The following is a 23,006-nucleotide window of genomic DNA, read 5'->3' on the forward strand; positions in this document are numbered from 1 at the left end:
ATCTAAACCTTAATATAGCAATGTAGAGAGGACAATTTTATGCCAACATCTCACTCAGTAGACAAAAACCCGGAGTTCGCACGGTGTTTGGAGAGCAATCAGATCGCCGCACTTGCACCATTTCACTGGCTGTCACTAGCGTGCAAAGATATTGTTAGAGCACCAATACTCAGTCTAGTTTACGGTTTAGTTTTTAGCATTATCCCAGCATTTATTATGTGGCTTGTTTTTCAGTCGGGTACGCATTTGGTTATTTTACCTGCTTCAGTCGCATTTGCATTGATTGGGCCAGCATTTGCCGCTGGGTTGTACGACGTCGCATGGGAGTTAGAGAAAGGGCATAAACCAACATTGATGCACAGCTTAAAGTCTATGTTCCGAAACCCTGCTGGTGAGTGGGGGTTTGCTATTTTATTGATGGTTATTATGATTGTGTGGATGCGCTTGGCTGCGTTAATACATGCACTCTATCCAAATGTACCAAACCCTAATTTTGAGCAGTTATCTGCTTTTTTAGCATTGGGTTCTATCGTTGGCGGTGTGCTTATGATGGCAGTGTTTGCGATTTCTGCATTTACACCACAGATCATGATGGAACGCCGAGTTGACATTATGACAGCGGTGGTGTCTTCCATTCATGCCGTTGGAACTAACGTACCAGCAATGATTGTTTGGGGCTTAACCATTGTGACATTAGTCATCATTGGGTTCTTAACAGGCGCAGCTGGTTTTATCATAATCATGCCTTTATTGTCGTATGCCAGTTGGCATGGCTACATTGCGATTATTAAAACTAAAAAGCCCAGAGGATACGAATAACTACACAGCTTCTGTGAATATTCAGCCGCTGTAAGAGAAAGGCATTTTACTCTCAGCGGTTGACTTATATTCCTACCATGTTATATCAGCGTTATTCTTATTGTAATTTTCTCTTAGCTCAATTTTGATAATGTTTAACTCTATGACTTTAAAGCAGTTTATTTTAAATTGTTTCGAAGTTTTTGAGGGGGCATTTTCATATAAGTGAGTTGAATTCAATAGCGGATTACGTTTTTGAAGTAGAGTTAATTTAGCATGATTATGCAAATTATTGAGGAGCACGCTATGAGCAACAGCAAATCACAATACCTTGAAAAACTAGAAAATTGTTTGTGCCCACCGGGTGATGGTGTCTTTACTGTAAATACAGCTAAAGAGCGAAAAGACGCACTTAGACAAAAGTTATATGGCCAAACAGAAGGTGTTGAAGCGCTTTGGAAAGATTCTCTACAGAAGATTGATGATAGCGCGCATAAAGCCGCTATTTTAGGTATTAGCTCAGACTGTGGTGGCGGTATTTTGCGTGGCGCAAATTGGGGTCCACTTTTTTTGAGAAGTACTTTAATAGAGCAACAGCCGCAAACATCAGCATTCGATTTAGGTGATGTTCGTGTCATTCCTCACTTACTTCATGACAAGTATTTAAATGAAGGTACGATTTCGAATTGTCAAAAGGCGCTTTATCAAGACGAGAACAGTGAGTACTTTGTAGCACCGCTTTCAATTACAGAAGATGTTTGTGATGGCTTTTATAAGCACTACCCAGACAAAGGTGTGTTTGGTATTGGTGGTGACCACTCTATCAGTTACCCACTTACAAAGGCATACTTAAAAGCAAAAAGAGAACAGGGTAAACGTACGGCTATTATTCATTTTGATGCGCACACTGACCTACTAGTAGAAAGATTAGGTATTGATCTGTGCTTTGGCTCTTGGTGTACACATATTCTTGAGTTTTTACCGGCCCCACACCATCTTATCCAATTTGGCATCCGTTCAAGTGGAAAAGCGAAGGAGCATTGGGAAGGCACTTTTGGTGTGAAACAGCATTGGGCCCATGAAATTCGCGAAAAAGGTGCCGACGCGATTGTTGCAGGTGTTATTGAGCAACTAAAAGAAGACAATGTTGATGAGCTGTACGTAAGCTTTGATATTGACGCTCTTGATGAAGAATTTGCTGCGGCAACGGGAACACCAGAGACAGGCGGATTAACACCTGAAGAGGCGCTTACGATTTTAAAAGCGCTGGCTAAAGAGTTCCCAATTACAGGTGCTGACATGATGGAAATTGCGCCATTTACTGACAGCTCCCTTGCAGGACAATCTAGTTCGGAAACAACTTTACGTGAAGGTGCTAAGATTTCAGCATTCTTAATTGATGCGATGAATAAAGCATAAAGTGTCTAATTAGGGGGCATGCCCCCCTTTTTCTTGCTATTCCGCGAGTCGTAATCTGTTTATATATTGTGTGCAAATTTCACAGAGCTGTATTTCTTACCTATAGTTTATAAACATATATCTAGTCTGATTGGAGTTCTGAGTTGTATCGGTGGGTGCTTGGATGCTATTTCCTTTTATTTGTAGCGGTCGCTCAGGCCAATTATACGCTTAATATAGTGACCGAAAACTTTCCAAAGTTCCAATACCTAAATGGGGAGGGAGAACTGGTTGGTACTGCGGTAGACAAAGTTAAAGCGGTGTTAGATAAATCTGAGATAAATTATCGTATTTCTGTCGAGAGTTGGACGACAGCTTATAATACTGCTGCACGAGATGATAATACTTGTATCTTTTCAATGGCTAAGAATGAGATACGGGGTGAAAAATTTAATTGGATTTTTCCAATTAGTAAGTTTACGACCTCTTTTTATGCACTCAAGTCCTCGCAAATTTCCCTAGAAGCAATTGAAGATACAAAACAGTATAAAGTTGCTGTGATTAAAGATAACTACAGCCATCAATTTTTGGTCAAAAATGGGTTTATTGAAGGGTATAACTTGGTACTGATAAATTCATTTGACCGTGTGTTTGAGCTACTTGCAACGAGGCGAAAGTTTGTCGATTTGGTTATTTTAAGTGACAATCAGTTTGAGTTTAAACGCCAACACGAACCACTTAGTGAGTTATTGGAGCCTGTTTTGACTTTGCAGAATTTAAATACAGAGCTTTATTTTGCCTGTAATAAAAAGTTATCTCCCCGTGTAACTAAGAAAATCATATCAAGTTATGAGCAGCTAAAGGTCGGCCAGTAGTGTAGTAAGAGGGAGTTACCTCTTACTAACAGGTAATTACTTATTCTGAGGGCTAGTTGGCCAAGCAAAGCCATGAAACGTGTCTAAATATAACTGCTCAACTTTTTCTCTGGCCCATGGGGTTTTACGTAAAAACTTTAAACTAGACTTAACAGATGGATCTTTTTTAAAGCAGTTTACATTGACGTGTTGCGCCATTTCTTCCCAGCCGAGCTCTGCCTCGAGCCGTTCTACTATATCTTGCAGTTTGACTCCATGAAGGGGGTTATTTGGTTGCTGTGTACTCATGTTTAAACCTAAAATTCGCGACGCGCTAGTGTACTCTTATCTTACCTCTTAGATCCAGCCTTTTAGGCATGCCTTCTTTATCAAGCTTTAGCCAAACTAGTGGGCTATCAGGTTGATTAGCATATTTGTGGCTGCACACATAAAGCTTATCAAACTGTTTGATTAACGCGCCTTCACTATATTGGGATGAATTGAACCAACAAACACGCAGCGGTGAGTCGATAAATACCCGTGGTGAATTTTCTTTTGCATTTAGCGGGAAACAACATAAAAAAAGTATTAAAAATGATAAAAAATTGATCTTATACATGGCATTACTCATAGTCTGGGCTAATGTTTATTAGGTCGAAGTTCGTTTATCGGCACTAATGTTACGGTATTAATTTAGTAATGGTAACGGCTGTTCAAAAGGATTGTCAGCGGCAAAACCGTCTGACCGATTATATTTAAATGTAAGCACAAGTCATGCCCGAATGGTAGCTTGATTGTAATAGGGGGAAGTATGGCATTTGACACTCAGTTAATGGCGGAACTAGAACTATTGGCAAAATTTCCAAGGAGTAGTTTACACCAAGGCCTTAAGATACATAGCAGTGCGGATCAGAGTATATTAGCTGCGGCAGAGCGGTTATTTGCGAAAGGGGTAATTGATAGACCTGATGGTGGATATTTGACAGATTTAGGCCACGATTTACTCGCCCATATTGACCAAGTTCATGGGGCATTAAAATAAAGCCCCACGATCTGCGTTCTATTTAAGCTGCATCCGGTTGATTTTCGGGTGCCGCCTTAATAAATGCTTCTAATGTATTACAGTGCTCGTAAACCGCTGCGATCTTAGGAAACTGTGTCATATCTACCTTGAAGCGAAGCGCATTGAAAACCTGTGGTACAAGGCAAAGATCTGCCAGTGTAGGTTTCTCTCCGAAACAGAATGGTCCTTCGCCTAATGTTGGTTCTAACTTTTTGAAGCCTTCAATAATCCAGTGTTGGTACCATGTCGTTTTTTGTTCATCAGTTACGTTCAATTCACCACTTAAATACTTAAGTACTCGCAAGTTGTCAATAGGGTGGATATCACATGCAATGGCGTAACTGAAATTGCGAACTTGCGCTTTTTGCCAAGGATCTGATGGTAAAAGTGGTGTGTCTGGATGGGTATCCTCTAGCCATTCTAGGATAGCTAAAGACTGTGCTAAAGTGCCTTGCTCAGTTTCCATTGCTGGTAAAAGACCCTGCGGATTTTTGTCTGTATATGGCGCTTGTTGTTGCTCAGATTTTAGTAGATTAACAGCTTCAAGTTGATGCTCAATGCCCTTAAGGTTGAGCGCGATGCGAACACGATAGGCTGCAGATGATCGAAAGTAAGTATATAGTTTCATTTTAAATCCTTATTCACGACAAAGGCCACAGTGTTGTGGCCAGTAAAAATACGTGTGTGAGAGCAAAGTTCTCTATTATGCACCTTTGTAGTACTTTTTAATGCCTTTCCAACAATCTGAATAGTTAGGCTGGCGCTCTTTGCCTTCTAATGCGTATTTCGTTGGAGAAATAACATAACGAGACTCAAACATAAATGCCAAAGTGTTCTCGTAGCGCTGAGGTTCAAGCTCTGCATTTGAGGCTTTTTCAAATACATCTGCTTCAGGGCCATGTGGAGACATACAGTTGTGTAAGCTCATGCCACCTGGAACGAAACCATGCTCTTTGGCGTCATATACACCTTCAATTAGCCCCATAAACTCACTCATAATATTACGGTGGTAATACGGAGGGCGGAATGTATTTTCTGCGACCATCCAACGTGGTGGGAAGATAACGAAATCAACGTTTGCTACACCTTCTTGACTTGATGGTGAGGTTAACACTGTGAAAATCGAAGGATCCGGGTGGTCAAAGCTGACCGTATTCATCACATTAAAGCGAGACAGGTCATACTTGTATGGTGCGCTGTTACCTGTCCATGCAACAACATCCAGTGGAGAATGTCCGATATCACAACGGAATAGATTGCCGTTAAATTTAGCAACAAGCTCAAAGTCACCTTCTAGGTCTTCAAAAGCAGCGACAGGATATTGGAAGTCACGTTCGTTGGTATATCCATTTGCGCCAACCGGTCCACGTTCAGGTAAGATATAAGGGTGGCCATAGTTTTCGCAGATATACCCACGTACTTGTTCACTGATAAGTTCTACGCGGAATTTAAGGCCTCGTGGAATAACTGCAATTTCTCCAGGTTTAATTGCCAGCTTGCCACATTCAGTATGCAGTACGAGTTCACCTTGTTGAGGAACAAATAGCAACTCACCGTCTGCGTTGTAAAAGTATCGACCTTCCATTGAGGCATTGGCTACGTATACATGAATGCCAATACCTACTTGGCCATTTGCACTGCCGTTTGCAGCCATTGTAATCAGGCCATCAATGAAGTCTGTTTTTTCAGCTGGTACTTCCACAGGGTTCCAACGTAACATCGACGGTGGTGTTGGTACCTCAGTGATAGGGCCTGTTCTGACTAAACCGTTATCCATTGGTTGGTATTCGCCTTGTAAAACGGAAGGGCGGATACGATAGAACCAATTTCTACGGTTTTCAGCGCGAGGGGCAGTAAATGCGGTGGTATTGTATTGCTCAGCGTATAGGTCGTATTTCACTTTTTGCGGTGAAAACTGTCCTACTGGTAACGCACCTGGTAGGGCTTCGGTTTCAAATTCGTTACCAAATCCTGTCAAATAGTCGAATTCTGTACTCATTTTACGTAGACTCCATTGATGTTTTCTGTAAGATACTCTCATGTGAGAGTAATTGCAAACATCCTGAGAAAGATGTACTGTAAATTAATAATTACAAGATTGAGAGACACTTTGCACCGTGAGTAATTCAAATATTTTAGATATTAGCCAATTTTTGCCATACCAACTGGTCGCTTTATCGACGAAGGTAAGTGATGACTTTGCACAAGTCTACGGCCAAGAAGCGGGCTTAACGCAGGCTCAGTGGCGAGTCTTGTCACATGTGATCAATATTGAATTTGCCACAGCAAAACAAATTTGTGAGTTAGCTAATATGGATAAGTCCACGGTATCCCGTGCCATAAAGCAATTAGAGGAGAAGCAATTTTTAGCACTTACCAAGCACCCTGAAGATAAACGTGCAACGGTAGTGGCGTGCACAGATAAGGGGGTTGATTTGTATAAACAGTTGACACCTAAAGCACAAGAATGGGAAGTAAGTTTATTATCTAATTTCTCAGAAAGTGAAAAAAGCACACTTAAAATGCTTATTGCAAAACTATCACAAAGTGTTGATAAATCTTAGTCGAGGTTTGGCGCATCATAACGTATGCACCAAACCAAATAAGGTTATAAACTACGTAGTTTGTTTATAACCGATTGAATACCATCAAATTTAGTTTTTCTGTACTGAGCTTCTTTTGTTCTTTTTAAGTTTTCCCAATAAACTTCATCATCTGGATATTGAGGCTCGATAACATAAGACGCAAGGGTATTGCCATGAGGATCTCGGAGCGAGCATTTGTACTCTATAACTTGATCGTAGGGATCCGGTGCGATACATTTCTCGCGTAAAGGTAAATCAGCAGCTTTTTTTTGCCTAAGCATAGTGTCGAGTATATTGGCAAGGTTATGTGCTTTGGTAGAAACTACGCTTTTAGACACGTAACCCTGTAAATAGCGTTCAGTGTAGATAGCGACTGTTACGGATGCTGCAAGGGCATAGGTATCTGCCATATAGTAAAAGTCATTGTTATAGCGAGCGTTAAGCGCACGGTGGTTAATCACATCTTCTGACTTAACCAGTAAGCTACTTAGTAAAGCAAGGTCAGGGCGACCATATCTGGCCGTGTCTGAATAATGCTCCATTGATGATTCGAGAGAATTAAACTCTGAAATAAATTCAAACTCAGCATCTCGGATAATTTCAGCTCTTACGCGCTCTTGAATGGCTTGTAAACTGGCCTCACTGAGCATGACATAATTTGGCCCACCAGAACCAAAGAAGCTATTTATAAGTAGTGAACCTACACCAGAGAGTAGTTGGTCCTTAGCTAAGTCTAAAATCTGTTCGCCAGCACTTGCTGTAGCTGCTTCTTGTTGGGTTGCGTGAGCGGGGATAGCAGCAATGCCACCAAACAGGGTTATGCTTAATACTAGTGTTTTTAATTTCATTTGAATTTGTCCTTTTCAAAAACATTGATGCACTTTTATCTTAAAAGATTAAATTGCGAGAATATTATATTCAAAAAAGTGTGTCTGTTGTATGAATTGAACAATAAAGTTAGGTGGGATTTGAAAATAATAGCGGGCTATATAATCGAAAAAAGGCCAGTATTAAACTGGCCTTTGGTATCTAATTACATGTTTAAGTTAGATATTAGAATTTGTAGTTAACACCTAACTTGATACGCCATGAAGAACGCTCTGCGTCAAATGTTGTAGGCGCTTCGTCTTCATATCCTTCGCTGTATACGTATTGATTAGTTGCTTGGTCATATTCAACACCAACTAAATCCCGGTTGTTGAAGAAATCAGTTCTGTGAACCTTACCTGCGCTGCTATCAATTAGGTTAAGTAGGTTCTTAACTGAGAAGTACACAGATCCTTTATGACCTTCCATGAAGCCAGGGATTTCTTGCGTGAATTTAAAGTCTAAACGCGTTGTCCAAGGGCCTGTTACTGTATTACGGTCAACGATGCCGCCAGCGTGACCGCCTAATCCATTTGCGTCGATTACAGCTTTTAATTGCTCATAGCTATACCCGTCAGCATATCTTACTTTAGTATCATCAGCACCTGTTGGGATGTAAGCTAGGAATTCACCGTCGTCAAAGTTGTTTTGACCACCGAATGTATCGAAGCCGTTTGCAAATACCCAGCTATAAGGTCTGCCAGAGCTACGCTCACCTTGTAGTGAGAAAGTAGACTTGTAACCTGCAAATAGCTCAGTAGAGTAAGACACATTTAGTTTGAAGCTATGTTCAATTTCATAACGGCTGCGGCCAACAACAGGGTTGTTTCTGTCAGCTGTGTTATATTTCTCATAGTTTGAGTTTGCAGTAGAAGACGTACCGCCAACCAGAGATGATGCATCTTGGTTTGCGTAAGAAGCATTCACATACAAGCCATTTTCAAACGCTTTTGCAAGGCTGAATGTAAATGTCTTACGTGTACCACCGTCACCATTTGTTAGCATGATATCAGCACGGTCGCGCTCGTCTGTGCCAAGATAGATATTACGCAGGTCAGGACCGACTACCACTTCTTGTGTCTCACGGTATAGTTCGTGCCAACGAACAGCATCTTTCTCTTTTACATACATGAAGCTTGCTTCAAGGTCCCAGTTATCACCAAGGCCAATGCTAGAGAAATCCGCTGAGTAGTTTGCTGTAATACCGTAACGCCACTCTGAAGGTAATTCAAAATTAGGGTCGATAAGGTTTACGTCACCATCACCCGGTGCAAGGGTAGCGCCAGCTGGTGGTTGAGTGAAATCAGGTTTTGTTAGATCGACATCGTCTGTGTTAGCACGTACGTTGATTTGACCGTCGTTTGAATACGAGTTAGAAATCCAAACATTTGGTGTACCACCGTAATAACGGCCCACACCACCACTGATTGTTAGGTTATCCGCTGCTGACCAGTTGAAACCAAAGCGAGGTAGGATGATGTCTTTACCGTCTAGGCTATTAGTGTTTGAGAAACCATATAAGCTATTGAATGTGCTGTTTTCACGGATTAAACCTGAAGTTGAAATGCGCTCGTAACGAACACCTGCATTGATCCATAAGTCATCACGAATATCCCAACGATCTTCTACGAAAAGGTGCAGGTTTTGCACTTCGAAGTCTGCCGCAGCGTCATTTGGGTTACCTGTGTGTGCATTTGAATATGAAACTCGGCTTGCATTGCCATCTTTGAAGTCTTGCAAAGAGTCAAATGTCCAGTCACCGCGTGAGAAAGGTACAAACTGGTTGAATACATCAATCTTCTCAACACCAATACCAAAACTTAGTGTGTGATAATCAAACAGGTATTCACCTTCAACGTCAATGGTTGTTGTTGTATTTTCTAGCTGGTTAGCGTGACGGAATGGATCCGTTCCGAAGTAAAGTCTGTTATCGTCAAAGTCAATACGAACTTGACCAACTTTAGCATCATTTAGCGCATCAGAGAAAGGAGATTGATCAGTCTTAGTATCTTTGTATGACACTTTAACTTGAGTTGAAAATTCATCAGTCCAATCTGAGTAGAATTGTGCAGCGTATGAGGTAATTTCACCTTTTTTATCATACCAGTTACTTAATAGAGAGAAACGGTCGTCACGTGTATTCTGCGGTGTAATTGAGTTATCCGTTGAGTCTTGATATGTGAATGCAGCACGGTGATAGTCGTTGATGTTCCAATCAAGTTTTAGCAATAGCTTTTCGCTGTCATTATTTAAACCGCTTGGTGCATTACCTGTGTTAACACCATATTTGCTACTAGCTACGCTTTGAACTTCTTCAATATTTGCGTTTGTTAGCCAATCAACTTCATTGGCTGCACCAGAACCTTGTACGCCCCATTCTGTCACGAATGGCGTTGTTGACTCTTCGTAAGCAACAAAAAAGAACAGTGTGTCTTCGATGATTTTACCACCCAGTGCTGCACCAAATGTTTTGCGCTCATATTCTAAATCAACGTCTGTACCATCTTCACGCTTTGGTGTGCCAGCTAGAGAGTCATCTTCATATTCGTAGAAGAATTCACCAGAAAGCTCGTTGGTACCAGACTTAGTAACCGCGTTTACTGATGCACCTGTAAAGCCTGACGCTTTCGCGTTAAATGGTGTGATATCAACAGAAACTTGGTCGATAGCAAGTAGAGAAATTGGAGAGCCGTTAGTCGGGTATCCGTTGTCGTTTAGACCAAAGTCATCATTTTGTTTAACACCGTCGATAGAGATGCTGTTGAAGCGAGGGTTTACACCCGCTACTGACATTTCACCACGAGAATCATCAGAGATGTTCACAAGCGGGTTTTGGCGAACGATATCTTTTAGGTCACGGTCAAATGAAGGCGCACGTTCAATATCAGCAGCACCATATACACTACCGATAGTGTCTTTAGATGCATTGATAATTGAATGACGAGAAGAACCTGTGATTGTGATTGTTTCAACATCAGAGTTAAGTTCGATATCTAAAGCAGATGTCTTACCTAGTGTTAGGAATAAATCTGTTAGCGTTTTGTCTCTGTGCTTTTGAGAGTCGATCACGACAGTGTAAGGACCACCTACGCGCAAACCAGACGCATTGAACACACCACTTTCATTAGGAGAAAAAGTTTTCTTCGAACCTGTAGGTTCGTGAATGATAGTGACAACAGACGACGTATCAGGGTTTCCTTTTGGTCCTACGACCGTGCCTTTGATAGTTGCTGTTAAAGAGTTCGCGCTAGCAGCACCACTAGCACCAAGGCCAGCGATAACCGCTAGAGAAAGTGCCGTTTTGCGTAGTTGCGTTTTCATTATGTTGTTTCCCGTGTTATTAGGTTTAGTAGTTAGTTTAAATATCATTTCTCAAAACTTTTATTTGTAGCAAGCGCATTAATTAAAGGCTTTGAATGAGTGTCAAAAATTTGGTTAAGCAAACCTGCTAATCTATAACCGCCTTGTTGAAGGCGTTGTTTTATAGTTGGCGTGTATTTATATATATAACTCCAACTTATTTCAGTTTCATTGCTCTTATATATTTCTTCAGCAATTGCATTCGATTCTAATAACCAATCAGAAGGTGAGCTGTTTAAATAATTAGCAATTAATTGTTTATTCGAGGTTGTTACTGAGCGAGTAAATTCTGTGAAAGATAGCTTCTGATGCTCCACTAGCTCCGTGTCGAAAACTTTATGAAGGTTAGTAGACTTTCCAAAAAATTCTACTTCGATCTTATTTCCGCCAAGGTCTTCGGCTCTTCCAGCGTGAAAAGGCTGATGGGCGTCACCCACTAAATGAACTAGGAACTTTAGAGCAAACTGCTTGTCTTCTTTTGAAGAGGATGAGTTTTTTAAAACGTTTATAGCGTAATTAATACCATCAAGAATGTGTTCAACTTCATGTTTATGTTTGATCGTACCATTATCGTGATGATGCATTTTTGAAGGGTCATCAATATTGATGTAATGCCATTTACTAGATTGTTTTTTCCAAAACGGATTCGGGTTTGAGCGCATTTCATCAGGCCAAGTAGACACTTCGGCCAATGAGTCATCTCCCAAAAGGAGCTGTACTTGAGACATTGCTACCGGGCTGAGGTTGTTTTGTGCAAGCTCACCGATCACTCGATGTCCATTTTGGCCCCAAGCAATGACAGAGCTGCTCATTAGGAGGCTAGTACTTAGTGCTAAAACTTTAATTGAACTTCTAAACATCATTTACTCGACAAAGTGTAAATCAGATAAAGACCTTGTATTCCAATGCGGTCAATTGTCCGGTTTTTTAAGGAAAAAAAAAGGAGTCAATAGAATTCATAATTTCTTATTGATAAAGTATATAAATCAAAGGTTTACTTTTGATTGGTAAAATTACCTATTGCAATAAGTAAAGAAAATTGATCTAATAAGCTTGTAGGGAATAAAAGAATCTAGTTGATGTGAAATACAATCTCAAATTAAGCAATAATACAACCATTGTTACAGTTTTGTTTCTGTCCGTTTTGGCCTGTTTTTACCTCGCAAAGCAATTAAATAGTCCATCTGTCGTGGTGCTACCGAACCTTCTGGAAAAGCATATTCAGTGTCAAACTCGTTCAGTGTCAAATAGTCAAGCATTTAATGTGCACGTACCAGTAAAAAAGCTTGCGGATACTCTGGCACCTAAATTGTGTGCAGATCCAGTTTTGGCTAAGCAATATGGGCTAGTGAATATTTACTGGAGCGGTAACTTAGCTGAGCAAATTGATTTTATTGCCAAAGGGTTGGCTGATTTGACGCTGTCAAAAGATAACGTAATGAAGGCGTTAATGGCAGAGTCAACTTATAGCTATCGCTCGGTGATTGGTTACCCTGAATATACAGCGTTTTTTATCTCTAACCGAGAGAAGCCTAAGCTAGAAAAAGCATATTTTTTAGATAAGAAAATTGGGTTGTTAGATTACCCTACTAGCCGCTCAGGGCACATTTTACCTAAACAGGCTTTTAAAGCGTTAGATATAGATATTGATGCACTAGACATACAATATGTAACTTCTCACGAAATCTTGAGGGACAAGCTATCGTCTGGAGAGTTAGACATAATTGCTACCTATTGGAATGAGGAAGATGAAGAGTATTTTTCAAAAAACTATATTACGCCAACTGGAAGCAATATAAGTGGTAGTAAATGGTATTTAAAGATGGTGAATGATAACACCGAATTGGCCTGCTCCTTACAAGGCCTGTTACACCAAGTTATGAAGGATACAGGCTCAAGTTATTTCGATAGTATCAAGCAATATTGGCAGTGTAACGTTTTTCCCTATGAGTTTTTGGGAGAAAATGAATGAAAAAACTAAAGAAGCTCGCTACGTTTACGTCTTATTTAATGTTCTTTTTAACGATCTTTATTTTAATGTCAAAGTCGACAATTGATGATGTTATTTATCATGACCTACAAGAAGTTAAGTTGAGAGTCTCATTAGATAAACACCGTCTGCCATTGGCAGATCCTATGTTAAATTATTCTGGTGATCCCGACGCGTTAGCCAGTTATATTAAAGATATCAATTACAGTTTAAGCGAACAAAATAGTCGAGTTGAGTTGGTGTCGATTTCGAATACTCCTCTATTGCCATCTGAAGGCCTGAGTGTTGAACATTTAAATGCACCTGGCAATAGGACATACATGCTTTTTAAACTGAATACGGAACAAAATAAATTTTTACTAATTTTTCCTGTAGTATTTGCCATATTGAATTTTGCGCTATTAAAAAACATCTCTAGAAGAAAATACAAGGTTCAGGTTCGAGATAATATAAAGCCGGTATTACCGCAAAAAACCGTACTACAAATAGATTTATATTCGAAAACTTTGCAGTTAACGTCTGATAAAGAAACCAAAGTCCAACTGGCAAATAAACCATTATGTTTTTATCTTGCCTTATTAGAATATTGCAAGGATTACCCAGATGCGTCTTTGAATCAAAATAAAGATCTTCCCGATGAGTTATTAGATATGGCAGATAAGTATTTTCATAGGCTGGTTGCATTGGGCCATACAATCAGAAAGAGACCTAACTTTTCAAATAGCCTTGAGAAAACATTGAGTGAGATTCGAGCATCTTTGGATGAGCTATTGATAAGCTCGCCTGACTTAAAAGCAAAGTATTATCCACCAAAAGCACATGGAGAAGGCTCTCGTTCGAAGCTTCACAGCTATGCGCTTACGAACATTGTAGACAACGATATAAATATAATAGGTAAGTAAATATTAAGCATACGGCGCCGTGCCGTATGCTTAAACGATTAAAAATTTATAAGCTATTTATGTCTATTGGGGAGTGTTTTTCAATATATGCTCTGAGCACTTGTGCGTCTGTGCTATCTGTATTTTGAAAATTACTCTTTTCGGTAAGTATTGGATAGCCGTCACCACCCGCAGCATTATAACTATTTATGCTCATTCGGTATGTAGCATTAATATCAAATTGCTTTCCATTTATTGATTTAATTATGGCTTTAGAGTTTTCCATACTAAATTCAATTTTATGATACTGAAGATAGGCTCCCGCGTCTGGTGGAAAGCTTCCCACTACAGATAAGTACTCGACTAGCTCTGGGCCTTGCCAGTCTATATAAGCGACACGATTTTTAAATGGATGAACTTTTAATATATCTTTATAGTTAACATCACCAGCGTTAATGCTTGCTCGTATACCACCACCACTAATAATCCCAAAGTCAGCACCCACGGCTTCTACTTGAGCATTAATAATCAAATTAGCAAGTTTGCTTTGCTTAAATCTGACGAGATCTCTACTGCCATCTAGATATGCGCTTATTTTGCCAACCGCGCCCGCGAGTTTCTCAGCCCCTTTTTGTTGATAAGGTAATAAAAACTCATAGAGTGACTCATCTTTTTCAATTTCACCTGCAATGAAATTGCCTTGTTCATTTTTTAAGTTAACAGGAACCAGTTCATAGCTAAGTAGTGTTTTTTTATCTTTTTCTATTTTAAATACAGCTTTACCAACGTATTTACCCCATTCATGAGCTTGCATGATCCAAGTACCGTTTTGTTTATCAGGCCAGCATGCTTTACCAGCAGAAAACGACGTATCGGGGTCACCATTTTTATCAACACATATCGGTTCTTGCGAATGACCACCAATGATCATATCCAACGTATTTGGGTTTAAGCTTCTTGCTAATGTGACATCTCCGGGTGCATTAATTCCATGGCTTGCGTCATGGTAATGGCCCATATGTGTTACCGCCACGACGACATCTGGCTTATATTTGGCTTTGATCATATCAACTAGGGGCTGAGTGGCTTTCGCAGGAGTAATAAAGTCAAGGTGCCCTATATATTGAGGGTTTGCTATTTTTGCAGTGTCTACAGTTGTTAAGCCTACAATAGCAATTTTAAGCTGGCCTTTATTAATTACGGTATAAGTTTGATAAGCTGGCTGCTGAGTTTGTTTGTCTATAATGTTGGCCGATAAAAGAGGGAAGTTAGACCAGGCAATTTGTTTGTCCAGCACAGTTAACGGGTTATCAAACTCATGGTTACCAATAGCCATTGCATCATAACCAATAATACTCATCCCTTTGAAATCAGGTTCTGCAATTTGTAAATCGGACTCAGGGACACCCGTGTTAATGTCACCACCAGATAGTAACACTACGCTGTGCCCATTTTCTTCGGCTTCATTTCTTAGTTGGTCGATAAGCGTTTTGCGTGCTGCCATGCCATATTCACCACTTTCGTTATGCCAAAAGCGTCCATGGTTGTCATTGGTGTGCAAAACGGTTAGGTATTTTGCATTGTTACCAGCTGTGATAAGTTGGCAGCCAGCTAAAAAAGAGAGTAAAAATAAAGAAATAATTATGCGCATAAATTATTTTAAAAATCTGAACTTATTTATGCGCGTAGTTTAAAGCAATTACACGAAAATGACATTACAAAGTTGTTCAGCTTTGTACGCATCGAGAGTTGGATACTGCTTCTTCTCGTCTATTGAGCTCATTTTTTGCCAAATCTCGTTTTTCATGGTTGGTTTCAACCATCCAGTTTAAAAAACAAGCAGGTAATCTACTATATGGCTCTCCAGCATGTAGGCCAAAGTCACAGATTTGCTCTTCATTCATAATTTTGCCCCTGTAATTTTTATTAACTTACCTTGTTTTGCCAGCATTAACGCTGTGCGTTTTGCATGCAGTGTAGAGCGTTTTTAAAGTAAAAAAAACACTTTAGATCATAAAAATTAACTTTTAAGTGTGTTTTTTGTGCCGGGATTCAGTTTTATGTTTGTGTATGTAGTTTAAAATGAGGGTAAGCGTTATTGTTCTTGTCTATATTTAACAAACAGTTACACTTTTCCACGTCTTGTACTTGTACGTATAGAACTTTAATATCAGTATATAAATATGTTTAACATGATAAGTAGATACAAATTACAGAAATGATTTGGTGTGTAGCTGCTTTATATTGGAACCTTTATGAAAAAACTATTGGCAATAAGTGCTGTTTCACTTGGCATTTTGACAGCTTGTTCAACGACTAATATAACAAAACCTTCAGTTCCGCTTATCTCAGAGCAGTTGGTTGTCAGTCCAAACGATGACAGAGAATATAAAACTCTGACTTTGGAAAATGGGATTGAAGTTGTACTTGTTTCCGATCCTAGTGCGGAGAAGTCTGCTGCAGCTCTGAGCGTTGGAGTTGGTTTATTGCATGACCCTATGTCTCAGCAAGGTATGGCGCATTATTTAGAGCATATGTTGTTTCTTGGCACTGATAAATTTCCTGATCCAGATGAGTACGCAGCATTTGTTCAAAAAAACGGTGGCACACACAACGCATATACTTGGTTAGATGTCACCAACTATATGGTTAAAATTAATAACAATGCGTTTGATGAATCACTAGAACGATTCTCTGATTTTTTTAAATCTCCAAAGCTCTATCCTGAATATACTGAAAAGGAAAAGAACGCAGTTAATGCTGAGTGGTCGATGCGTCGTGAAATGGACTTTTTTGGCCAGTTTAAACTGGCTCGTCAACTTTTAGGTGAACACCCTTCAAATCGGTTTTTAATTGGTAATTTGGAAACACTGGGTAATAAGCAGGGCAGTAACTTACACGAAGAAACAGTGGCGTTTTACAATAAGTATTACTCAGCCAATATTATGAAATTGGCCATGGTGTCAAATGAGCCAATTGCTGAAATGGAAAAAAAAGCCATTAAGCATTTTAGTTCTATTGAAAATAAACAGATAACTGAACCTGCAGTATCGACACAATTAAATTTTGATGTTGTTGGCAAGAAACGCATCCACTACAGGCCGAATAAAGATGTAAAGTCACTAAAAGTTGAATTTATTATCGAAAATAATCTATCCGACTTTGCTGTTAAACCAAACTATTTTGTAAGTTATTTACTCAGTAATGAAATGCAAGGCAGCCCTGCACAAGTGCTAAAAGAGCAAGGGTTAATATCGTCTTTAACATCGCATGCTTCACCAAATCATTATGGGAATTATGGTGCACTCAATATTGATATACAATTGACGGAACAAGGCATGGCGCAACGAGAGCTGATTGTTGCGACAGTGATGCAATACATTAACTTAATCAGAGAACAAGGTGTTGACAGTAAGTATTTCAATGAAATTAAAACATCTTTGAGTAACCAGTTTAGGTTTCTCGAAAAAAGTGATGAGTTCTCTTATGTGAGTACGTTGGCGGCAAATATGCAGGACTATCCGCTGACTCATGCTGTGAACGCCAGTTATCATTTTGCTAAATTTGACCCAGATGCAGTGAATGAGGTGCTAGAACAGCTAACTTCCAAGAATATCCGTGTTTGGTATATCAGTAAAGATGAGCCAGTGGACAGTAAACTCCATTTTTACGATGGTGAGTATAAAGTAGAGCCTATTAATGATGCTGAAATAGCGTCTTGGAAGCAAAATAGCGAGTTTGCCTTAGCACTACCTAGCGTGAATAAATTACTGCCGGAAGACTTTGAAATTAAGAGTCGTCAGTCGTCTGACGTTGAGCAAGTATATGAAGGAAAAAGAATTCATGCTTGGTTAAAACCAAGTGAACGATTTAGTGAACAGCCAAAAGGAAAGCTTGAAATATTCTTAAACAGCAAGCAACCGATTAATGATATTAAATCACGAGTTGTGTCTAATCTTTGGGCTGATCTGTATCAAATCGAGAAAGCGAAGTTGATCACAGAGGCGCATGTGGCTGGGATGAGCTTAAACGTAAGTAATTCGACTGGCTTAGTGCTATCTGTTTCGGGCTTTACAGATAAACAATCTCAGCTTCTTGATCAAGCGCTTCAAGGGTTAGAAATTAAGCCAAGTCAAAAACAACTTGATCAGGCCATTGATCGATATGTGAGAGGCCTTCAAAATAAAGGTAAGCAAATCCCTTATTATCAAGCGTTTGACGTATACAGACAGACAGTTAGAGAGGGAAACTTCGATGCTGAACGTCTCATTACTGCTGCGAAGGGACTAACGAAAAAAGATTTCCAGCAAGTACAGTCGAAATTACTGAATGACAACTTAGTTCGTGTATTTGGCTACGGGAATTATGATAAACAAGATATCTTGGATGTGGTGTCTCGTATTGAGTCAAAAATTGGCAGCGAGGCAAGCCAGAAAAACTATATACGCGCTGGCTTTTGGCAGCCTAAATTAAACGAAGCGCTTGTAGTTCAAAAAGATGTTGATGTTGCAGATGTTGCGATTGTTGATGTCGCCGTCCATCCGGAAGCTGGATATCCGCAAAAGGCAGCGGCGTTAATCTTGCAATCTCATTTAAGGCAATCTTTATTTAATACTCTGCGTACAGAAGAGCAATTGGCTTATGCAGTTGGGGCATTTGCTACTAGTATTGATGAGCGTTCTGCGATAGGTTTATTCATCCAAACGCCGGTTAAAGATGTCCAGTCTATGCAAGTTCGATTTGATAAGTTTAAAATCGACTATGAGAAAGAGTTGGATAAATTAACAGACGACGAGTTTAATCAGATCAAAGCTTCTGCACTTGCTAATTTAACAGAAGAGCCTAAAAACCTGTCAGAGGAAGCTGAGCCGATTATCACCGATTGGTATAAAAACACCTTAACTTTTGATTCTAAAGCACAGTTAATCAAAGCTGCTCAGCGTATTACAAAAGCGAATATTCAATCTTACTATGAGAGTACTTTCTTGAATGCTGCTGCACCTCGTTTAAATATTCAGTTACGAGGACATAAATTTGCAGATCAGCCTTTTGCTGATATCCCAAATCAGAAAAAGGTTAGCTCAATGGAAGCTCTTTATAAAATAACCAGCTTTGAATAGCTTACAATCTTTTTGTAGCTAGGGACTTTTGTCGTTAAACCGGCAGCAATAAAGGCAGTGCATGAACACACTGCCTTTAAGCATAATTATAAGTTAGGAGTCGTTATGTTAGAGGACGTAATTGCGGTCACTCTTCGATGTAGAGTCAGAAAAGCCACCATTAATGATGTCAGTTTTATTATACAATTACTGAATCAGCAGAGTTTTATTAAAAATATTGGTGATAAGCGTGTAAAAGATGAGCCTAGCGCCAAGGAGTATATTAAACAAGCATTTTTAATGCAGTATGAGCTAGAACGTTGTGCTCCTTATATTGTCTGTTTAACATCAGGTGAGGCAATTGGAATAGCTGGCTTTTATCAAAGATCATATCTACAGAATCCAGACTTAGGGTATGCATTTATAGATGAATACACTGGAAAGGGCTATGCGAAAGAAGTTTGTCAACAATTGCTTATTGTTGCTCATCAACATTTTAAACTTACTCAGTTGCACGCTGTGACGGACATAAATAATATATCGAGCAAAAAACTTTTAAATAAACTGGGGTTCAAGCAAGTAGGAAAAATACACGTTCAGTCGACTGATAAAGCAGACTGTTTATTTACTTATGATCTCGATTAAGTCGTTTTACTAACTCACTTTCGATGTCTTTGAGTAGTTTTTCCCAATTATGCTGATGTGCAGCTACCAGCGCATTGAAACCGTCAGATTTTAGTTGACTGTCTATGGCAAATCGTTTGCTTTGAACCAAGCGATTAACGCTATTTCCCAGCTCATATAAATACCAGCTGCCATTCAAAACGGCACCTTTTTCATAGTGACCTGCAAACTCGTTAACCACAAATTTCAAGCTATATCGGTTGGTTTCTAAATCACCTGATAAATCTCTTGGCACAACAGTTAGGCCTTGTTTACTCAAATAATTTTGCGTCAGTTGGGTTAGCATTGTTTCAGGATGCTCAGCCCAAAAATGAAAGCTTGCGATATTGACCACATTCGACTGGGTGTACTGTACAATGGCTTGTTGGTTAGCGACCCCGAGGAGCGATACGTCTTCTAGGTAGATAACCTGAGTATTAGATTCGTGCTTCAAAGGTGCGTCATTATGTAGCTCTGAGAATTTATAGTACTGATGATTGATGGTATTGCTGCTGCAACCGACCAATATCAAAGACAACAAACAAGCCTGTATTGCTAATCTCATTGACGTTTCCTCGGTATTGGATCTTCCGCAGCATCCTTATCAAAAATCAGCATATTCGGCTGTTCATTCAAACCTTTGGTAACAGGTTTCAGTGTATTGGATAAACTTTCTAGCTCACTAAGAGTATCAGTGAGTTGATCCATTACGCTTGAACCTTGTTGGTATGTTGATAATGTTTTTTCAAACTGTTTTAAGCTTGAAGTTAGCTGAGTCAACGTGCCTTGTAATTGAGTTAAGTTCTTGTCCACTTTTTCTGGTACTTTTTTGTTGTTTAAATTTTTAATCAAACGCTCTGTTTCATTTCCTAACTGCTTGTAAGCGGTTAGCGTTTTATGCGCTTCATTGAGGGTATCATCTAACGGTAATTTGTTAAGTTTATTAAGCAATGCCATGACCTGCTCCGAAAGAGCAGTAAAACCGCTTGGCACACTTGGTAATACAGGGTATACCAAATGCTTAGCAATTATTTCTGGCTTAGCCGCACTGTAGAAGTCTAACTCTATATATACCGCACCTGTTAACAAATTACCACTTTTTAATGATGCTCTAAGTCCGTTTTTAATCCATTTTTCTATATTTGATTGCCAATACTCTTTAGCTTGTTGGTCAACTTCGTATATTCTTCCGTATTCAACTTTAATTAATACAGGGATAGAAGTGTTATCTTGTTGAAAGTAAAGGGGCTGGCCATTTCTTACCAATTGCGCAGGCACTTGTTCGACGGTGCCGATTCGCATACCTCTGTATTCTACAGGCGCCCCAGGTTTAAGGCCTTTGATGGATTGTTCAAATTCTACAAGATACAAATCAAACAGATCAAATCTTCTTTCCAATGCGACAGCAAAGTTTTTATGCAGTTTGTATTGCGTACTTTGTTCAGCGATTGTATCTGCCTCAGTATTTGGAGGGTAGTCCACGGAAATTCCGCCTTTAATAAGTTTAGACAGAGAGCCAGTTGATACCCTGATGCCTTCTGTAGATAAATCGACTTCAACGCCAGAGTTTACCCAGAATATAGCATTTTTTGAGATCAGTTCGTTATAAGGGGAATTTATGAAAATGCCATAATCCATTTCTAGTGTCTTTTCATTAAAACTGGCGGTTTCAACCTGACCTATTTTGTAATTTCTAAAGAAAATACCTGTTCCTACATCTAACACTTCTGCATTTGCAGCTTTTAACTTATATCTGACTCCCTCGATATCAGGTGCAATAAGTGCTGGCTGGTTTTGCATTGTAAAGAGGGTGGCTGTATCTGTACTTTCCCCGGGTAGCAATTCAATGTAGGCCCCAGATAGCAGCGTATTTAAACCTGATATTCCGGACTCGTCGACGCGCGGTTTTACAGTCCAAAACTTTGCGTCCTTGGTTAATAGTGAATCGTAATCTTTGAAGATTCGAATTGTTGCGATAACAGCATTCTGATCAATTTGTAATTTAAGGGACTCTACTAAACCGATTTGTACGCTTCTTACTTTTATTTCGGTTTTACCAGCAATAATACCATCGGCATTATCCATTTTTAGAAAAATAGTATGGCCTTTATTCGCTTGGTGTTGATATAGCATCCAGCCAGTAATGATGATTGCGATCACAGGAACAATCCAAATAACAGAAAACTTGGGCTTGGATTCGATATAAGCTTTTTCATTCATTTTTATTTAAATTATCCCAAAGTAAGCGAGGATCGAAATGATTAACTGATATTATTTGGCATAATACCATAGCTGTAAAAAACACAATACCTGATTGAGGCTCGACACTTAAAACAGTCCCTAGCTGGACAAGTGAGACGAGTAGAATAACTACAAATACATCAATCATTGACCATTTACCCATAAACTCCAGCGCTCTGTATAGTTTGCTTGCTAGTTTGGGTTTAGTACACTTTTTGACTTGGTATATTAGATAGAAGAGAGTGATGCCTTTTACAATTGGAATACAAATGCTCGCAACAAAAATGAGAATTGCTACTGGGTATGAGCCTGAATGCCACATTACTTCTACACCGCTGTAAATAGTAGCTTTGGTATGAAGCCCTAGATTAATCGTATCCATGATAGGTAATGCGAGTGCAGGGACCAGAAGTACCATTGCGGTTATCATCCAAGCAGCGCTTTTTTCTAGTGAATTAGACTTACGAAATTTGAGCTTAGTTGTGCATCTCGGACAGTATTCATCTTTGCTTAACTGTCCACATACATGACACTTTTTCAATGACTGCTGTAGAGCTCTGGGTGCGCATGTTTTTTCATCTGGACAATAGGTTATTTGCTCTCTTTCCCATAGCTGCTCTTTACTGAGTAATGAGAGTGTTTCAATAAAGCATAAAACAAATAAAATATAGGACCAAAACCCAAGACCTACTTCTATTTCTGCAAACTCTGTTAGTTTAAATGCACTTATCAATACTGCAACCAGAAATATATCAGCTAAATTGAGCGGTTTAAGCAGCATTAATGCTCTGACAATTATACGGGCATTACTGGGGTTGAGGTGGCGCCAAAATGGGGAGTGCGCCAACATTATTAGTATGAGAGCAGCTAAGGGCATTAACAAAATTGTAAATGCAAGTAACCCAGCAAGTAGCGCACTAAAATTGGTTGCGAGCAATGATATTGCTTCAATTAAACTTATGGATTGTTTGAGGCCATGTTGCGCATACGAAATAAAATGCGGATGTAAGCTAACTAGAAGGAATAGTATAGAGGATAGGCCAAACGCGTTAATGCTCTGGTTGTAGTCAATTTTACAATTAGCTAAAGTGTTACCACAATGTGGGCATATGGCTCTTTGATGCTTGTCCATATGTGCGATAGACACTAAATAATCACAATGTTGGCAAGCAGTTATCACAATCCGAAACACAATAAAAAATATCTA

The 23,006-nt window shown here is 39.4% G+C and carries 21 protein-coding genes; 9 read left to right on the forward strand and 12 right to left on the reverse strand.

From position 1 onward, the window contains the following. Positions 1 to 39 precede the first annotated feature (39 nt). The 3 genes from S4054249_RS21805 to S4054249_RS21815 all read left to right on the forward strand — a co-directional run bounded on the left by S4054249_RS21805 (position 40) and on the right by S4054249_RS21815 (position 3,071). Positions 40 to 819, forward strand: a complete 780-nt coding sequence (locus S4054249_RS21805; protein WP_046358052.1) for a DUF2189 domain-containing protein — start codon at positions 40 to 42, stop codon at positions 817 to 819. A gap of 285 nt (positions 820 to 1,104) precedes the next feature. Further along, on the forward strand, positions 1,105 to 2,217 hold the full coding sequence (locus tag S4054249_RS21810) for an arginase family protein (RefSeq protein WP_046358053.1): 1,113 nt from the start codon (positions 1,105 to 1,107) through the stop codon (positions 2,215 to 2,217). 218 nt (positions 2,218 to 2,435) lie between these two features. Then, complete coding sequence (locus tag S4054249_RS21815; protein WP_235611284.1) at positions 2,436 to 3,071, forward strand: transporter substrate-binding domain-containing protein; 636 nt, start codon at positions 2,436 to 2,438, stop codon at positions 3,069 to 3,071. Between the two features lie 36 nt (positions 3,072 to 3,107). Here the strand turns inward: S4054249_RS21815 and S4054249_RS21820 are convergent, their stop codons facing one another. Together S4054249_RS21820 and S4054249_RS27335 are read right to left on the reverse strand one after the other, a co-directional pair. Continuing rightward, positions 3,108 to 3,359 (reverse strand): VF530 family DNA-binding protein, encoded by a 252-nt coding sequence (locus tag S4054249_RS21820; RefSeq protein WP_046358055.1) that lies wholly within the window; start codon positions 3,357 to 3,359, stop codon positions 3,108 to 3,110. A 25-nt stretch (positions 3,360 to 3,384) separates the two neighbouring features. Continuing rightward, entirely contained in the window at positions 3,385 to 3,681 is a 297-nt protein-coding gene (locus tag S4054249_RS27335; protein WP_080928458.1) for a DUF1496 domain-containing protein, read from the reverse strand. A gap of 180 nt (positions 3,682 to 3,861) precedes the next feature. Here S4054249_RS27335 and S4054249_RS21830 point away from each other — a divergent pair, with 180 nt between their 5' ends. Further along, entirely contained in the window at positions 3,862 to 4,092 is a 231-nt protein-coding gene (locus tag S4054249_RS21830) for a TIGR02647 family protein (protein WP_039610295.1), read from the forward strand. 22 nt (positions 4,093 to 4,114) lie between these two features. Here S4054249_RS21830 and maiA read toward each other — a convergent pair whose 3' ends face one another. Both maiA and hmgA read right to left on the reverse strand, forming a co-directional pair. Continuing rightward, on the reverse strand, positions 4,115 to 4,741 hold the full coding sequence (gene maiA, locus S4054249_RS21835; protein ID WP_046358056.1) for a maleylacetoacetate isomerase: 627 nt from the start codon (positions 4,739 to 4,741) through the stop codon (positions 4,115 to 4,117). A gap of 75 nt (positions 4,742 to 4,816) precedes the next feature. After that, entirely contained in the window at positions 4,817 to 6,112 is a 1,296-nt protein-coding gene (gene hmgA, locus S4054249_RS21840) for a homogentisate 1,2-dioxygenase (RefSeq protein ID WP_046358057.1), read from the reverse strand. Positions 6,113 to 6,230: 118 nt separating this feature from the next. On the opposite strand from hmgA, the gene S4054249_RS21845 reads away from it, so the two are divergent. After that, positions 6,231 to 6,677 (forward strand): MarR family winged helix-turn-helix transcriptional regulator, encoded by a 447-nt coding sequence (locus S4054249_RS21845; RefSeq protein ID WP_046358058.1) that lies wholly within the window; start codon positions 6,231 to 6,233, stop codon positions 6,675 to 6,677. A 44-nt stretch (positions 6,678 to 6,721) separates the two neighbouring features. Here the strand turns inward: S4054249_RS21845 and S4054249_RS21850 are convergent, their stop codons facing one another. The 3 genes from S4054249_RS21850 to S4054249_RS21860 form a co-directional block, all read right to left on the reverse strand. Continuing rightward, positions 6,722 to 7,546, reverse strand: a complete 825-nt coding sequence (locus S4054249_RS21850) for a hypothetical protein (protein ID WP_046358059.1) — start codon at positions 7,544 to 7,546, stop codon at positions 6,722 to 6,724. A gap of 205 nt (positions 7,547 to 7,751) precedes the next feature. Next, complete coding sequence (locus S4054249_RS21855; protein ID WP_046358060.1) at positions 7,752 to 10,886, reverse strand: TonB-dependent receptor; 3,135 nt, start codon at positions 10,884 to 10,886, stop codon at positions 7,752 to 7,754. A 44-nt stretch (positions 10,887 to 10,930) separates the two neighbouring features. Then, positions 10,931 to 11,785, reverse strand: coding sequence for a S1/P1 nuclease (locus S4054249_RS21860; protein ID WP_046358108.1), 855 nt, complete (start codon positions 11,783 to 11,785; stop codon positions 10,931 to 10,933). 221 nt (positions 11,786 to 12,006) lie between these two features. On the opposite strand from S4054249_RS21860, the gene S4054249_RS21865 reads away from it, so the two are divergent. Beyond that, positions 12,007 to 12,897, forward strand: coding sequence for a hypothetical protein (locus S4054249_RS21865; protein ID WP_230851933.1), 891 nt, complete (start codon positions 12,007 to 12,009; stop codon positions 12,895 to 12,897). Continuing rightward, positions 12,894 to 13,817 carry a hypothetical protein gene (locus tag S4054249_RS21870; protein WP_046358061.1) on the forward strand — a complete coding sequence of 308 codons (924 nt, stop codon included), beginning with the start codon at positions 12,894 to 12,896 and terminating at the stop codon, positions 13,815 to 13,817. Before S4054249_RS21865 ends, S4054249_RS21870 begins: the two co-directional genes overlap by 4 nt. A 46-nt stretch (positions 13,818 to 13,863) precedes the next feature. Here the strand turns inward: S4054249_RS21870 and ushA are convergent, their stop codons facing one another. Further along, complete coding sequence (gene ushA / locus S4054249_RS21875; protein ID WP_046358062.1) at positions 13,864 to 15,447, reverse strand: bifunctional UDP-sugar hydrolase/5'-nucleotidase UshA; 1,584 nt, start codon at positions 15,445 to 15,447, stop codon at positions 13,864 to 13,866. Positions 15,448 to 15,523: 76 nt separating this feature from the next. Then, a complete protein-coding gene (locus S4054249_RS26725) occupies positions 15,524 to 15,700 on the reverse strand; it encodes a hypothetical protein (RefSeq protein WP_167354864.1) in 177 nt (58 codons plus the stop codon). A 351-nt stretch (positions 15,701 to 16,051) separates the two neighbouring features. Between S4054249_RS26725 and S4054249_RS21880 the strand changes: the two genes are divergently transcribed. Both S4054249_RS21880 and S4054249_RS21885 read left to right on the forward strand, forming a co-directional pair. Then, complete coding sequence (locus S4054249_RS21880) at positions 16,052 to 18,916, forward strand: insulinase family protein (RefSeq protein WP_046358063.1); 2,865 nt, start codon at positions 16,052 to 16,054, stop codon at positions 18,914 to 18,916. A gap of 105 nt (positions 18,917 to 19,021) precedes the next feature. Next, positions 19,022 to 19,540 (forward strand): GNAT family N-acetyltransferase, encoded by a 519-nt coding sequence (locus S4054249_RS21885; protein ID WP_046358064.1) that lies wholly within the window; start codon positions 19,022 to 19,024, stop codon positions 19,538 to 19,540. On the opposite strand, the gene S4054249_RS21890 is transcribed toward S4054249_RS21885, so the two are convergent. From S4054249_RS21890 to S4054249_RS21900, 3 genes are read right to left on the reverse strand one after another with little or no spacing between them, the layout of a single operon-like run. After that, entirely contained in the window at positions 19,521 to 20,123 is a 603-nt protein-coding gene (locus S4054249_RS21890) for a PqiC family protein (RefSeq protein WP_052961140.1), read from the reverse strand. The two genes, S4054249_RS21885 and S4054249_RS21890, sit on opposite strands and share 20 nt — an antisense overlap. Then, on the reverse strand, positions 20,120 to 21,778 hold the full coding sequence (gene pqiB / locus S4054249_RS21895) for an intermembrane transport protein PqiB (protein ID WP_046358065.1): 1,659 nt from the start codon (positions 21,776 to 21,778) through the stop codon (positions 20,120 to 20,122). The genes S4054249_RS21890 and pqiB overlap by 4 nt, the downstream gene beginning before the upstream one ends. Then, the gene (locus tag S4054249_RS21900) at positions 21,771 to 22,931 is read right to left on the reverse strand and encodes a paraquat-inducible protein A (RefSeq protein WP_230851954.1); all 1,161 of its coding nucleotides are present in this window, start codon (positions 22,929 to 22,931) and stop codon (positions 21,771 to 21,773) included. The genes pqiB and S4054249_RS21900 overlap by 8 nt, the downstream gene beginning before the upstream one ends. Positions 22,932 to 23,006: the final 75 nt, after the last annotated feature.

It is taken from the genome of Pseudoalteromonas luteoviolacea (assembly GCF_001750165.1).
Lineage (GTDB): Bacteria > Pseudomonadota > Gammaproteobacteria > Enterobacterales > Alteromonadaceae > Pseudoalteromonas > Pseudoalteromonas luteoviolacea_G.

What these genes read in the sequence shown, in the direction of transcription:
- S4054249_RS21805 (WP_046358052.1), top strand. Translation starts at nt 40, where the DNA reads ATGCCAACATCTCACTCAGTAGACAAAAACCCGGAGTTCGCACGGTGT.
- S4054249_RS21810 (WP_046358053.1), top strand. Translation starts at nt 1,105, where the DNA reads ATGAGCAACAGCAAATCACAATACCTTGAAAAACTAGAAAATTGTTTG.
- S4054249_RS21820 (WP_046358055.1), bottom strand. Translation starts at nt 3,359, where the DNA reads ATGAGTACACAGCAACCAAATAACCCCCTTCATGGAGTCAAACTGCAA.
- S4054249_RS27335 (WP_080928458.1), bottom strand. Translation starts at nt 3,681, where the DNA reads ATGAGTAATGCCATGTATAAGATCAATTTTTTATCATTTTTAATACTT.
- S4054249_RS21830 (WP_039610295.1), top strand. Translation starts at nt 3,862, where the DNA reads ATGGCATTTGACACTCAGTTAATGGCGGAACTAGAACTATTGGCAAAA.
- maiA (WP_046358056.1), bottom strand. Translation starts at nt 4,741, where the DNA reads ATGAAACTATATACTTACTTTCGATCATCTGCAGCCTATCGTGTTCGC.
- hmgA (WP_046358057.1), bottom strand. Translation starts at nt 6,112, where the DNA reads ATGAGTACAGAATTCGACTATTTGACAGGATTTGGTAACGAATTTGAA.
- S4054249_RS21850 (WP_046358059.1), bottom strand. Translation starts at nt 7,546, where the DNA reads ATGAAATTAAAAACACTAGTATTAAGCATAACCCTGTTTGGTGGCATT.
- S4054249_RS21855 (WP_046358060.1), bottom strand. Translation starts at nt 10,886, where the DNA reads ATGAAAACGCAACTACGCAAAACGGCACTTTCTCTAGCGGTTATCGCT.
- S4054249_RS21860 (WP_046358108.1), bottom strand. Translation starts at nt 11,785, where the DNA reads ATGTTTAGAAGTTCAATTAAAGTTTTAGCACTAAGTACTAGCCTCCTA.
- S4054249_RS21870 (WP_046358061.1), top strand. Translation starts at nt 12,894, where the DNA reads ATGAAAAAACTAAAGAAGCTCGCTACGTTTACGTCTTATTTAATGTTC.
- ushA (WP_046358062.1), bottom strand. Translation starts at nt 15,447, where the DNA reads ATGCGCATAATTATTTCTTTATTTTTACTCTCTTTTTTAGCTGGCTGC.
- S4054249_RS26725 (WP_167354864.1), bottom strand. Translation starts at nt 15,700, where the DNA reads ATGAATGAAGAGCAAATCTGTGACTTTGGCCTACATGCTGGAGAGCCA.
- S4054249_RS21880 (WP_046358063.1), top strand. Translation starts at nt 16,052, where the DNA reads ATGAAAAAACTATTGGCAATAAGTGCTGTTTCACTTGGCATTTTGACA.
- S4054249_RS21885 (WP_046358064.1), top strand. Translation starts at nt 19,022, where the DNA reads ATGTTAGAGGACGTAATTGCGGTCACTCTTCGATGTAGAGTCAGAAAA.
- S4054249_RS21890 (WP_052961140.1), bottom strand. Translation starts at nt 20,123, where the DNA reads ATGAGATTAGCAATACAGGCTTGTTTGTTGTCTTTGATATTGGTCGGT.
- pqiB (WP_046358065.1), bottom strand. Translation starts at nt 21,778, where the DNA reads ATGAATGAAAAAGCTTATATCGAATCCAAGCCCAAGTTTTCTGTTATT.
- S4054249_RS21900 (WP_230851954.1), bottom strand. Translation starts at nt 22,931, where the DNA reads ATGGACAAGCATCAAAGAGCCATATGCCCACATTGTGGTAACACTTTA.